The following is a 12760-nucleotide window of genomic DNA, read 5'->3' as shown; positions in this document are numbered from 1 at the left end:
GGCCAACCGCCTGAGCCGGCTCTTCGCCGACCCGGTGTACTCCCTGGCTGCCGCCCTGGCCGCGCCGATCTTCGACGGCGGCGCCCTCGCCGCCGAACGCGACCGCAGCGCCGCGCGCCGCGAGGAACTGCTGGCCGACTACCGCAAGAGCATCGTCGAGGCCTTCGCCGACGTGCAGGTGGCGCTCAACGCCGGCGCCGGCGTCGACGCTCAGTGGCAGGCCCAGCAGGAAGTCCAGGCCCAGGCCGAACGCGCCCTGCGCCTGGCCGAACAACGCTACCGCGCCGGCGCCGACGACCTGCTCAACCTCCTCGACGCCCAGCGCACCCTCTACGCCGCCGAAGACCAGAGCGCCCAACTCCGCCTGGCCCGCCTACAGACCGGCGTGGCCCTAGCCCGGGCCTTGGGCGGTGGCTGGCGGTACGAAGACAACTAGCCGACCGAGGGACAGGGTAGGGTGCGCCATGCGCACTGCTCCCGGCTTGCCAGGGCGTTGCTCAAGAAGGCCGAATCACATCCCCCGTGCGCAGATCGCGGATGAGGCTGGGGTTCTTGCGGCCGCCCAATTCGCCGCCCAGCACAGCGTCCAGCTGGCGCGGGAAGTACTGTTCCACCCGCAGGCGGCTGCGGGCGGCCGGGCGGCCGGCGGGGTTCGCGGAGGTGGAGATCAGCGGGCCGACCAGGGCGCAGAGTTCCCGTACCAGGGGATGGTCGCTGACCCGCAGGGCCACGCTGTCGTGCTGGCCGGTGACCCACTCGGGCAGGCGGTCGCGGTGTGGCACCAGCCAGGTGTTGGGGCCGGGCCAGGTGCTGGCGAGCCGGTCGATCCAGCGCTCGGGCAGGTCGTCGAGCAGGAAGTCGAACTGGTGGATGCTGTCGGCAACCACGATCAGCCCCTTGTGCACCGGGCGGTCCTTGAGCGCCAGCAGGCGGTCCACCGCGGCTTCGTTCCAGGGGTCGCAGCCCAAGCCCCAGACGGCCTCGGTGGGATAGGCGATGACGCCGCCCGCCCGCACTACCCGCGCCACGTTTCGTACCCGCCAACTGCTGTGCATGATCGCCCCCGCGTCTGATCTGGCGGCGAGTTTACCCAGCTCGGACGGCGCGGTGTACCCAGCGCCCGGCCTCGCAGACGATCAGCCCTTCCAGTTCCAGCTCGGTCAGCGCGGCCAGGGTCTCGCCCAGTTCGAGCCCACAGGCCAGGGCCAGTGCCTCGCTGGTGTGGGGCGCGGCGCGCAATTGCTCCAGCAGCGGGTGGTCCGGGGAAGCGGGCGGTTCTCCCTCGGCCGGCGCGAGCCGCTGCCAGCCCTGCAGCGCCTGCAGGATGTCCTCGACGCTCTCCACCAGAGTCGCTCCCTCGCGCAGGAGCTGGTGACAGCCCCGCGCGCCGGGGTGGTGGATCGAGCCGGGAATCGCGTAGACCTCGCGACCCTGTTCGGCCGCCAGGCGGGCCGTGATCAGCGAACCGCTGGACGGGCTGGCCTCCACCACCAGCACGCCCAGGGACAGGCCGCTGATGATCCGGTTGCGCCGTGGAAAGTTGCTGGCCTGGGGCGGGCAGTCCAGCGGCAGTTCGGAAACCAGTGCGCCGCCCTGATCGATGATGCGCGCGGCCAGGCCGGCATGGCGCAGCGGATAGATATGCTCCAGGCCGGTCCCCAGCACCGCGACGGTGCCTCCGCCCACCTCCAGCGCACCTTCGTGGGCGGCTCCGTCGATGCCCAGCGCCAGGCCGCTGGTGATCACGAAGCCGCCACCGGCCAGGCTGCGGGCGAAGGCGCCCGCGGTGTCGAGGCCGGGACGCGACGCGCGCCGACTGCCGACCATCGCCAGTTGCGGGCGCTCGAGCAGAGCAGGTGAGCCGGCGACGAACAGCAGCGGCGGGGCATCGTTCAGCTCCGCCAGCAGCGCGGGGTAGCCCGAATCGTCCCACATCAACAGGGACTGGCCGGGGCGCTCCAGCCAGCGCAGGGCGGCCATGGCACGCTCGCGTATCTCGGCGCTGCGCCTGGGTTCGGCACAGACGGCCGGCAGGCCGAGCGAACGCCAGGCCGAGGCGGGCGCGCTGAGTGCGGCGGAAGCGTTGCCGAAGGCCTGCAGCAGGCGGCGGAAGCGCCGCGGCCCCAGTTCCGGCAGAAGGTGGAGACGCAACCGCGCCTCCAGTTCGGAGGGAGAGAGGTGGTGCATGCGATCGTCCCTGATCGTGCCACTGAAAAGCAGAACCCCCGCGAGGGCGGGGGTTCCGGGTGTTACGGGTTCTTCACCTTGTCCATCACCGCCAGGTCGCGGGTGGCGTACAGCACCAGGCCGTAGCTGAGCTTCTCGTAGGTGCGGAACACCATCAGCAGGCCGGAGCGCTCGTCCGGAATCTTCACCGACTCGCCGCTGACGCGGTCGCGCACGGTTTCACCGGTCTTGTAGATCGCCAGCACGTTGCCTTCGCTCAGGCCGTCGATCTTGCCCTTGTTGATGGTCACCACGTCGTACTGGCCGACGCGGGCCACGCCACGCGGTACATCGAGGATCACACCATTGACGTCGGTCGGCGGCTCGCTCGGCACGAAGGTGGAGTTGATCGCACGCTCTTCGGTCGGAAACAGGCGGTCACCCAGGCGTACTTCCTGGGTGGAGCGCGTCAGGTTGAGGGTGGCGATGTCGCCCTCTTCCGCGACGATCTCGCCGGTGCCGATGTCATCGGCGTTGATGCCGAGGAATTCCTTGGTGTCCGGGTCGGTGTAGGACTTGCCCTGGCGGAAGATGCCGAGGATGTTCTGGCCTTCCTCGAAGCTGCCGCGGGCGTAGACCCGGTTGCCGGCACCGCTGATGACGCTCTCCTGCTGGCCGGCCACGATGTAGGGCTTGCCGGTGAACTCCTCGGCCGAGTCGACGATGCGGTTGGTCAGTAGGAAGCTGTTTATCGCATCCAGCGGGATGGTCGGGATGGCTTCGGCCAGCGGGGTGCTGCGTACCTTGGGCGACAGCTTGATGGTGCCGCGGGATTCGCCACGGTTGAGCACCAGGCGCGGCTGGCCGTCGATGTAGACCAGGCTGAGGGTGTCGCCCGGGTAGATCAGGTGAGGATTCTCGATCTGCGGGTTGGCATGCCACAGCTCGGGCCACTTCCAGGGCTTGCTGAGGAACTTGCCGGAGATATCCCACAAGGTATCACCCTTGACCACTGTGTAACGGTCCGGGTGGCCTTCCTTGAGCTGGACTTCTGCCTGGACCAGGCCGGCCTGGGCCAGACCGCCCGCGGCGACCAGCAGCAGGGCGAGTAGTGATTTCCTCATGCGGTGAATCCCTTTATTATGTGGCTGGCGCCTGTAAGCCGCAGAACCAGCGGCCTCTGAGCCGTTTTTCAAGCTGCTCATCATCTTAGCAGCGGTTTTTTACTTTATTCCACAAGTGCATCACAAACAGCCATGGCGATACTCAACATCCTCGAATTCCCCGATCCGCGCCTGCGCACCATCGCCAAGCCGGTGACTGTCTTCGACGCGGCGTTGTCCCAGCTGATCGACGACATGTTCGAGACCATGTACGCCGCGCCCGGCATCGGCCTGGCGGCCACCCAGATCAACGTGCACAAGCGTGTGGTGGTGATGGATCTGTCCGAGGACAAGTCCGAGCCGCGGGTGTTCATCAACCCCGAGTTCGAGTCGCTGACCGAACAGATGGACCAGTACCAGGAAGGCTGCCTCTCCGTCCCGGGCTTCTACGAGAACGTCGACCGGCCGCAGAAGGTGAAGATCAAGGCGCAGGACCGCGACGGCACGCCCTACGAACTGATCGCCGAAGGCCTGCTCGCCGTGTGCATCCAGCACGAGTGCGATCACCTCAACGGCAAGCTGTTCGTCGACTACCTGTCCAGCCTCAAGCGCGACCGGATCAAGAAGAAGCTGGAAAAACAGCACCGCCAGCAGGCTTGATCCACGACTCCCAAAGGCTTGCCCCAGGCTGCGTGAGAACGTCGCGAGCGAAGGTTAGGCAAGGAAAAAACAGGCGAGGAAGCGGAGTGTACGAGTTGTACATGAGCATTCCGAGTCTGTTTTTGACGCGGCATAACCGAGCGCAGCAGTTCTCACGTAGCCTGGAAGGCAAGCCTTTTTCTTTTCAGCAGTGAGTGATCCATGCGCACCATCTTTGCCGGCACCCCGGAATTCGCCGCCCAGCACCTGCAGGCCCTGCTCGATGCGGGCCGCGAGATCATCGCCGTGTATACCCAGCCGGACCGGCCGGCCGGCCGCGGGCAGAGGCTGATGCCCAGCCCGGTCAAGCAGCTGGCCCTGCAACACGATATCGCCGTATACCAGCCGCAGACCCTGCGCGACCCGGCTGCCCAGGCCGAACTGGCTGCCCTCCGGCCCGACCTGATGGTGGTGGTGGCCTACGGTCTGATCCTGCCCCAGGTGGTGCTGGATACTCCGCGCCTGGGCTGCATCAACAGCCATGCCTCGCTGCTGCCGCGCTGGCGCGGCGCGGCGCCGATCCAGCGCGCCATCGAGGCCGGCGACGCCAGCAGCGGCGTTACCGTGATGCAGATGGAGGCGGGCCTGGACACCGGCCCCATGCTGCTCAAGGTCACCACCACCATCACCGCCGACGACACCGGCGGCAGCCTGCACGACCGCCTGGCCGAGCTGGGCTCCCAGGCGGTGGTCGAGGCCGTGGACAAACTGACTGCCGGTGAGCTGCGCGGCGAAGTGCAGGACGACAGCCTGGCGACCTACGCGCACAAGCTGAACAAGGACGAGGCGCGCCTCGACTGGAACCGCCCGGCCGTCGAGCTGGAGCGTCTGGTCCGCGCCTTCAATCCCTGGCCGATCTGCCACAGCACCCTGAATGGCGAAGCGCTCAAGGTTCACGCGGCCGAACCGGGTGAGGGCAGGGGCGCGCCCGGCACCGTGCTGGCCGCCGACAAGACCGGCCTGACCGTCGCCTGTGGCGACGGCGCCCTGCGCCTGACCCGCCTGCAGCTGCCCGGCGGCAAGCCGCTGGCCTTCGCCGACCTGTACAACAGCCGCCGCGAGCAGTTCGCCCCCGGCCTGGTGCTCGGTCAATGAACCCTCGCCTGGCCGCCGCCCGCGCGCTGGCCGCCGTGCTCAATGGCAAGGCGTCGCTGGGCAGCAGCCTGCCGCCGCTGCTGGACCGGGTCGAGCCACGCGACCGGGCGCTCGCCCAGGACCTGGCCTTCGGCACCGCGCGCTGGCAACCGCGCCTGGCGCTGCTCGCCGACAAGCTGCTGCAGAAGCCGTTCAAGGCCGCCGACCGCGATGTCGAGGCGCTGCTGCTGGTCGGCCTTTACCAACTGCTGCACACCCGCATCCCGGCCCACGCCGCCATCGGCGAGACGGTGGCCTGCGTCGACAAACTGAAGAAGCCCTCGCTCAAGGGCCTGCTCAACGCCGTGCTGCGCAATGCCCAGCGCGATCATGAGGCGCTGTTCGCCGAACTGGACCGCGACCCGGTGCTGCACACCGCGCACCCGCGCTGGCTGCAGAAGCGCCTGAAGGCTGACTGGCCAGAGCACTGGCAGGCGATCTGTGCCGCCAACAACGAGCACCCGCCACTGATCCTGCGGGTCAATCGCCGCCACGGCAGCCGCGACGACTACTTGGCCGAGCTGCGCGGCGCCGGCATCGAGGCCGAGCCCTGCACCTTTAGCCGCGACGGTATCCGCCTGCTGCAACCCTGCGACGTGAAGACCCTGCCGGGCTTCATGGAAGGTCGTGTCAGCGTGCAGGACGAGGCCGCCCAGCTGGCCGCCGACCTGTTCGACCTGGCGCCCGGCCAGCGCGTGCTGGATGCCTGCGCCGCACCCGGCGGCAAGACCTGCCACCTGCTCGAAGCCGAGCCGGGCCTGAAGGAAGCCGTCGCCCTGGATCTGGAGCCGGCGCGCCTGGCCCGAGTGCAGGAAAACCTCGACCGCCTGCGGCTCGACGCCACCCTGGTCGCCGCCGATGGCCGCGACGTGGCCGCCTGGTGGGACGGCAAGCCGTTCCAGCGCATCCTGCTCGACGCGCCCTGTTCGGCCACCGGCGTGATCCGCCGCCATCCGGACATCAAGCTGACCCGCCAGGCCGACGACATCACCGCCCTCGCCACCCTGCAGGGCGAGCTGCTCGATGCCCTGTGGCCGACCCTGGAGGTCGGCGGCGTGCTGCTCTACGCCACCTGCTCGGTGCTGCCGGAGGAGAACCGCGACAACATCGCCGCGTTCCTGCAGCGCACGCCGGGCACCCGCGAACTGGACATCCCCGGCGCCTTCGGCCTCAAGCAGACCCACGGCCGCCAGCTGCTGCCCCAGGTCGACGGCCACGACGGCTTCTACTATGCCAAGCTGATCAAGATCGCCGCAGCACCGCGCGGCTGAGGAAAGAGTCCGCATGAAGATCATCATTCTCGGCGCCGGCCAGGTCGGCGGGACCCTGGCAGAGCACCTGGCCAGCGAGGCCAACGACATCACCGTGGTCGACACCGACGGCGACCGCCTACGCGACCTCGGCGACCGTCTGGACATCCGCACCGTGGTCGGCCGCGGCTCCTTCCCCACCGTGCTGCGCCAGGCCGGCGCCGACGACGCCGACATGCTGGTGGCGGTGACCAACAGCGACGAGACCAACATGGTCGCCTGCCAGGTGGCCTACACCCTGTTCCACACCCCGACCAAGATCGCCCGGGTGCGCGAATCGGCCTACCTGACCCGCGAAGCGCTGTTCGACAACGAGGCCATCCCGGTCGACGTGCTGATCAGCCCCGAACAGGTGGTGACCAACTACATCAAGCGCCTGATCGAGTACCCCGGCGCCCTGCAGGTGATCGACTTCGCCGAGGGCAAGGCCCAGCTGGTGGCGGTCAAGGCCTACTACGGCGGCCCGCTGGTCGGCCAGCAGCTGCGCCAGTTGCGCGAGCACATGCCCAACGTCGACACCCGCGTCGCGGCCATCTTCCGCCGCAACCGGCCGATCATGCCCCAGGGCGACACAGTGATCGAAGCCGACGACGAGGTGTTCTTCATCGCCGCCAAGGCGCACATCCGCGCGGTAATGAGCGAGTTGCGCCGCCTTGAGGACAGCTACAAGCGCATCGTCATCGCCGGCGGCGGGCACATCGGCGAGCGCCTGGCCGAGGCCATCGAGAGCCGCTACCAGGTGAAAATCATCGAGATGAACCCGGCGCGCTGCCGCTACCTCTCGGACAACCTGGAAAGCACCATCGTGCTGCAGGGCAGCGCCTCCGACCGCGACCTGCTGGTGGAGGAGAACATCAACGAGGCCGACATCTTCCTCGCCCTGACCAACGACGACGAGGCCAACATCATGTCCTCGTTGCTGGCCAAGCGCCTGGGCGCGCGCAAGGTGATGACCATCATCAACAACCCGGCCTATGTCGACCTGGTGCAGGGCGGCGACATCGACATCGCCATCAGCCCGCAGCTGGCCACCATCGGCACCCTGCTGACCCACGTGCGCCGCGGCGACATCGAGAGCGTACACAGCCTGCGCCGTGGTGCCGCCGAGGCCATCGAGGCCATCGCCCACGGCGACGCCCGTTCGAGCAAGGTGGTCGGCAAGATGATCGAGGAAATCGCCCTGCCGCCGGGCACGACCATCGGCGCAGTGATCCGCGACGAGGAAGTGCTGATCGCCCACGACGACACGGTGATCGCCTCGGGCGACCACGTGATACTGTTCCTCGTCGACAAGAAGTACATCCGCGACGTGGAACGCCTGTTCCAGGTCGGTCTGACCTTCTTCTGACAGGGCATTTCGCCGAGGCCAGGGCATGACGACGCCGGACTCACTGGAAAGACTGCTGACCCGCGGGGTGGACAACGCCCTGCTGCGCTTCGGCCTGGGCAAGACCTACCTCGACGGCGGCGATGCCGAGCGCGCCGCCGAGCACCTGCAGAAGTGCCTGGGCTTCGACCCCAACTACTCCGCGGCCTGGAAGCTGCTGGGCCAGGCCTGCCAGCGCCAGGGCATGCTCGAAGAGGCGCGCCAGGCCTGGCACAACGGGCTGGAAGTGGCGCGCAAGCGCGGCGACAAGCAGACGGAGAAGGAAATGACCGTGTTCCTGCGGCGCCTGGAGAAGGCGGCCGCCAGCGAGCGGGAACAGGGGGAGTAGGGCGCCGGAGCGGAGGGGTCAGGGAGAACGGGTCAGTCCCGCTTGAAGATCAGCCCCACGCCGCTCGGTTCGAAGCGCACCACCTGCATCTGCACCACGGGCGCCTCCACCGGTAGGCCCTGGACCTGGCCGCTGACGATTTCACCGATCTGCAGCAGGCTCTGGGCGTCGTCTATCACCACGAACACCCCGCTTTCCGAGATATCGCGGGTCGTCACCATCATCCGCCCATGGACCGGATGGTCGATGCGCAGCTGGACCTTCAGCGGGGTTCGGTTGTGCTCGCGCTTGTTGTCCATGCCTGTCCTGTTCCGGGCGGGAAGATGGCTCTGACGGTAATAGCTATCGGTCGCGGCATCAATACCACTTCTTCTCGCCGGCCGGGCGCTTCTTGAAACGCTTCATGCTCCACAGGTACTGGCTCGGGTACGCGCGCACGTAGCGCTCCAGCTCGCGACTCATGGCCGCGGCGGACACCTGCGGGTCTTCGCTGTACATGTCGTCCGGCACGGCCTCGAAGATCACCTTGAAGCCGCTGTTGTCCGGCAGCCGTATCGCGTTGAGCAGCACGCCACGGGCCTTGCCGCCGGCGAGCATGCCGGGCACGAACTTGCTGGTCAGCGCCTGGATCGCACAGAAGGGCACGAAGACTCCGGCGGAAAGGCTGGGCTCCGGATCGGCGGGGATGCCCACCACGCCACCGCGGCGCACCTCCTTGATCACGCTGAGGATGCCTTCCTTGGTCGAGGCGGCGACCCGGTTGCCCAGCTGGGCGCGCTGCTTCTGCAGCAGCTCGTCGACCGCCTTGAGCTTGGGCGGGCGGTAGAAGATCACCGGTTTGCACTGGGTGCAAAAGTAGTGGTTGAGGACCTCCCAGTTGCCCAGGTGGCTGGCCACGCCGACCACCCCCTTGCCGGACGCCAGGGCCTCGTGGAGGACATCCAGCCCTTCTACCTCGCGCACCAGCTTGAGGGTGCGCTCCACCGGCCAGATCCAGGCGCAGGCGCTTTCGGTGAAGGTCTTGCCGATGTCGCGCAGGGTCTCGCCGACCAGTCGCTCGCGGGCCGCCTCGTCGAGTTCGGGGAAGCACTTGGCGAGGTTGATGCGCACCACCTCGCGCGAGCGGTTGGGCACCTTCCACATCAGCCAGCCGATGGCGGACCCCACGGCCTGCACGGCGCCCCAGGGCAGCAGGGCGAACAACCGCAGAAAGCCGACGACCAGGGCGCCTTTGAATTTCTCCACGAGCAACTCCCGAATGCGCAAAAGGCCGCATTGTAGCCGCGGAACGCAGCGGAAGTGGCCTGCATGCGTTTCGGGAATACCGGCCCGGGCGGCGGCCGGATGGTCTCCGGCTACGACAGCTCGGCGTGGCGATCGCAGTCGGTGGTGTGATCCATGACCATGCCCGCCGCCTGCATGTAGGCATAGCAGATGGTCGGGCCGACGAAGGTGAAGCCGCGCTTCTTCAGCGCCTTGCTCATGGCCTCGGCCTCCGGCGTCACGGCCGGCACCTCGCCGCGCCCGACGAAGTGGTTGATCTTCGGCGCGCCGCCGACGAAGGACCAGAGCAGGGTCACCGGGTCCTCCAGCTGCAGCCAGGCCCGCGCGTTCTGCCGCGCGGCCTTGAGCTTGAGGCGGTTGCGGATGATGCCGGGGTCCTGCATGAGCGCCTCGATCTCCTCGTCGCTCATGCGCGCCAGGCGCTCGGGATCGAAGCCGAACAGCACCTGGCGGTAGCGCTCGCGCTTCTTCAGCACGGTGATCCACGACAGCCCGGCCTGGAAGCCCTCCAGCAACAGCATCTCGAACAGCCACTGCGGGTCGCGCTGCGGCACGCCCCATTCCTCGTCGTGGTAGGCGATGTACAGGGGATCGTCGTTGCACCAGAAGCAGCGGGGCATGGCGGAGCCGTCCTCATGGAAACCGGAGCCGCCACTATAGGTGAGTGACTGTATAAAAAACCAGTTAAGTAGCCCAGGAACGTCGTAGGGTGCGCCATGCGATGGCTTGGAGGCGGTGCGCGCGGCGCACCCTACGACTCATCAGGCTACTGGAGCTAGAACGAAGGGCTGTAGCGCACCGTCAGCATCAGGCTGCGTGGATCGCCGAAGCTGTTGGCGCCCCAGGAGTTGCTGATGTTCTGGTAGTAGCGCTTGTCGAACGCGTTGTTCAGGTTGGCCTGCAGCTGCCATTCCTGGCTCGGTTGGTAACCCAGCATCAAGTCGCTCACGCTGTAACCGCCCTGCTTCACACCGAAGCTCGTATAGGCACCGCTCTGGGTCCGAAAGCCACCGCCCACGGTCCACTTGTCCAGCGCGCCAGGCAGGCGATAGGTGGTGAAGACCTTGAACAGGTTGTAGGGCGTATCGCTGTCGAAACGGTCGCCCTTGCTGGCCGAATCGGTGGACCTGGTGTACTCGGCGCCGGCGTAGGTGTAGCCCGCCGAAACCTGCCAGCCGGCAGCCAGCTCGCCACCGAGCTCCAGTTCGATGCCGCGGGTGCGGACTTCGCCGCTGGCCTCGTAGCAGGCGCTGATGCCCGTGCTGCACTGGCTGGAAGGCAACGACTTGGCCAGGTTTTCCTGCACTAGCTGGAACAGCGCGAGGCTGGCGTTGAGCGCGCCGTCGAAGTACTCGCCCTTGATTCCCGCCTCGTAGTTGGTGCCGGTCACCGGCTCCAGCAGACTGCCGCCGGCGTCCTGGGCAGCCTGGGGCTTGAAGATGCGGGTCCAGCTGGCATACACCGAGTAGGTGTCGTCGAGGTCGTGGATCAGGCCGGCATAGGGCGTGTATTCGCGGGTGGCCTTGTAATCGTCGCCAAAGGTGTAGCCGCCAGAGTGGGTGGTCTGCTCGTAGTCGTACCAGTCCAGGCGCGAGCCGAGGATCAGCCGCAGGTCCTCGCGCAAGTTGAAGCGTGCCGTGGCGTAGGTGCTGGATTGCTCCTCGCGGCCATCGCGCGACCAGTTGTGCTCGATCGCCGGCTTGGCGTAGGCCTTGGGGTCGAAACGGGTCGGATCGACGATGACATCGGTATCGATCCCCGGGCCACCCGGGCCGTCGTCGGTGTCGTCGCGGCGGAAGCTGGCGCCGACGACCAGCTCATGGGTCGCGCCGAACAGGCTGAAGGGACCGGATAGGTAGGTGTCGAAGCTCTTCTGGGTGTGCTGGTAGGTATAGCGACCGACGTTCAGGTGGTAGTCGTCGTTCTCGTCGGTGTAGAAACTGCCGCCGAGCATTTCCATGTCGCCACGCAGCCAGGTGCCGTTCAGGCGCAGCTTCCAGTCGTTGTCGAAGCGATGCTCCACCTCGGCGAAGACGCTGCGATTCTCCTTGTCCCAGTAGGTCCAGTCCGGCGCGGTACGGGTCGAGCGGGGGAAATCGAAGAAGCTGCCGTCGGGCCGGGTCGGCAGGCCGTTCCAGTCGGCGCCGGGATTGTCCTCGCGGTTGTAGTAGGCCCCGAGCGTAAGGGTGGTCGCCGGGCCCAGGTCGTATTCGCCGATGCCGTAGAACAGCTGGCGCTTGTTGCCGTAGGCATCGACGAAGCTGTTGCGGTCCTGATACGCGGCGACGAAGCGGCCGCGGAGGTCGCCTGCGCTGTCCAGCCGATTGCTGACGTCCAGTTCGGTTCGGTAGTCGTCCCAACGGCCGACGCTGGCACTGATGGACAGCCTTGGCGTGTCGGTGGGCCGCTTGCGTACCAGATTCAGGGTTCCCGACGGGTTGCCCGCGCCGACCATCAGCCCGGAGGCGCCACGGACGACCTCCACATGGTCGTACATGGGCAGGCTCGAGGTACCCAGTGTGTCGCTGTCGTAAGCCACCGGCAGGCCGTCGATCATGATGTTGTCCATGGCCGCGCCGCGGGAATAGAACTCCGGGCGCTCACCGCCCGTCTTGCGCAGTGTCAGGCCGGGCGTGTAGGTGGCGATGTCCTCCAGCTTCTGCAGATTCTGGTCGTCCATGCGTTGCCGGGTGACCACCGTCACCGACTGGGGTGTCTCGCGCAGCGAAGCCGGCAGCTTGGTGCCGACACTGGTCTCGCCGGTGGTATAGGACCCGCTGCCCTCCGTGGTGGCACCCAGCGCCGCGCTGCCGCTGATGGAGGTCGCGCCGATCTCCAAGGCGTCGCCCGCTTCGCCGCGCTCGATCAGCAGGTAGCTGCCGTCGGCCTGGCGTGCGCTGGCCAGGCCGGTGCCGGCGAGGAGGCGGGCGAGGCCTTCGTCGACGCCGTAGCGGCCCTGCACACCGGAGCTGCGCTTGCCGGCGGTGAGACTGGCGTTGGTCGACAGCGGGATGCCGGCCTGGCGGCCGAAACGGCCGAGCGCCTGGTCGAGCGGGCCAGCGGGCACGTCGAAGGCGACGGTGCGGACCTGATCGGCGGTTTCCGCCGCCAGAGCAGGGCTGGCGAGCAGGGTGGTGCCGGCCCCGGCAAGCAGGGCGAGGCTGAGGCTGGAAGCGGTGGCGTAGCCGATCGAGCGCGCCAGCGGGCGAAGAGGATGGATCATGGGCAGAGGTTCCGTTTCAGGTTTTGCCCGCGCGTACACAGGCGGGATTTCCCCTAGGCCACGCGAGAACGGAAAACCTGCCGGCTTGCTGAAAATATTGTTGGTTCACATCCTCGGTGCGTTCCA

General features: G+C 67.5%; 13 protein-coding genes. 6 read left to right on the top strand and 7 right to left on the bottom strand.

Annotation, left to right across the window (positions count from 1 at the left end; translation table 11 throughout):
• Nucleotides 1–436: TolC family protein (locus N7640_RS25355; protein ID WP_279906267.1), on the top strand; the 436-nt coding region annotated here is incomplete at its 5' end.
• Between the two features lie 61 nt (nucleotides 437–497).
• Here the strand turns inward: N7640_RS25355 and N7640_RS25350 are convergent.
• The 3 genes from N7640_RS25350 to N7640_RS25340 all read right to left on the bottom strand — a co-directional run bounded on the left by N7640_RS25350 (nucleotide 498) and on the right by N7640_RS25340 (nucleotide 3290).
• Entirely contained in the window at nucleotides 498–1055 is a 558-nt protein-coding gene (locus tag N7640_RS25350; protein ID WP_220815841.1) for a Sua5/YciO/YrdC/YwlC family protein, read from the bottom strand.
• Nucleotides 1056–1086: 31 nt separating this feature from the next.
• The gene (dprA, locus tag N7640_RS25345) at nucleotides 1087–2187 is read right to left on the bottom strand and encodes a DNA-processing protein DprA (RefSeq protein WP_279904090.1); all 1101 of its coding nucleotides are present in this window, start codon (nucleotides 2185–2187) and stop codon (nucleotides 1087–1089) included.
• Nucleotides 2188–2249: 62 nt separating this feature from the next.
• Complete coding sequence (locus tag N7640_RS25340; protein ID WP_220815839.1) at nucleotides 2250–3290, bottom strand: LysM peptidoglycan-binding domain-containing protein; 1041 nt, start codon at nucleotides 3288–3290, stop codon at nucleotides 2250–2252.
• A gap of 132 nt (nucleotides 3291–3422) precedes the next feature.
• Between N7640_RS25340 and def the strand changes: the two genes are divergently transcribed.
• From def to N7640_RS25315, 5 genes are all read left to right on the top strand, one after another.
• Complete coding sequence (gene def / locus N7640_RS25335; RefSeq protein ID WP_220815838.1) at nucleotides 3423–3929, top strand: peptide deformylase; 507 nt, start codon at nucleotides 3423–3425, stop codon at nucleotides 3927–3929.
• 201 nt (nucleotides 3930–4130) lie between these two features.
• Nucleotides 4131–5063 (top strand): methionyl-tRNA formyltransferase, encoded by a 933-nt coding sequence (fmt, locus tag N7640_RS25330; RefSeq protein WP_279904089.1) that lies wholly within the window; start codon nucleotides 4131–4133, stop codon nucleotides 5061–5063.
• Entirely contained in the window at nucleotides 5060–6373 is a 1314-nt protein-coding gene (rsmB, locus tag N7640_RS25325) for a 16S rRNA (cytosine(967)-C(5))-methyltransferase RsmB (RefSeq protein ID WP_279904088.1), read from the top strand. The genes fmt and rsmB overlap by 4 nt, the downstream gene beginning before the upstream one ends.
• Nucleotides 6374–6386: 13 nt before the next feature.
• Complete coding sequence (gene trkA, locus N7640_RS25320) at nucleotides 6387–7760, top strand: Trk system potassium transporter TrkA (RefSeq protein ID WP_220815835.1); 1374 nt, start codon at nucleotides 6387–6389, stop codon at nucleotides 7758–7760.
• A gap of 25 nt (nucleotides 7761–7785) precedes the next feature.
• Nucleotides 7786–8127: a tetratricopeptide repeat protein gene (locus N7640_RS25315; RefSeq protein ID WP_279904087.1), complete on the top strand. Its 342-nt coding sequence runs from the start codon at nucleotides 7786–7788 to the stop codon at nucleotides 8125–8127.
• 32 nt (nucleotides 8128–8159) lie between these two features.
• Here N7640_RS25315 and N7640_RS25310 read toward each other — a convergent pair whose 3' ends face one another.
• The 4 genes from N7640_RS25310 to N7640_RS25295 all read right to left on the bottom strand — a co-directional run bounded on the left by N7640_RS25310 (nucleotide 8160) and on the right by N7640_RS25295 (nucleotide 12634).
• On the bottom strand, nucleotides 8160–8426 hold the full coding sequence (locus N7640_RS25310) for a PilZ domain-containing protein (protein ID WP_279904086.1): 267 nt from the start codon (nucleotides 8424–8426) through the stop codon (nucleotides 8160–8162).
• A 58-nt stretch (nucleotides 8427–8484) separates the two neighbouring features.
• Nucleotides 8485–9372, bottom strand: coding sequence for a lysophospholipid acyltransferase (locus N7640_RS25305; protein WP_220815832.1), 888 nt, complete (start codon nucleotides 9370–9372; stop codon nucleotides 8485–8487).
• 110 nt (nucleotides 9373–9482) lie between these two features.
• A complete protein-coding gene (locus N7640_RS25300) occupies nucleotides 9483–10031 on the bottom strand; it encodes a DNA-3-methyladenine glycosylase I (RefSeq protein ID WP_279904085.1) in 549 nt (182 codons plus the stop codon).
• Between the two features lie 155 nt (nucleotides 10032–10186).
• A complete protein-coding gene (locus tag N7640_RS25295) occupies nucleotides 10187–12634 on the bottom strand; it encodes a TonB-dependent siderophore receptor (protein ID WP_279904084.1) in 2448 nt (815 codons plus the stop codon).
• Between the last annotated feature and the right edge of the window lie 126 nt (nucleotides 12635–12760).

Source organism: Pseudomonas sp. GD04015 (genome assembly GCF_029837675.1).
Lineage (GTDB): Bacteria > Pseudomonadota > Gammaproteobacteria > Pseudomonadales > Pseudomonadaceae > Aquipseudomonas > Aquipseudomonas paralcaligenes.
The sequence above is the reverse complement of the archived record's forward strand: the minus strand, read 5'-3'. Positions and strand labels throughout refer to the sequence as shown.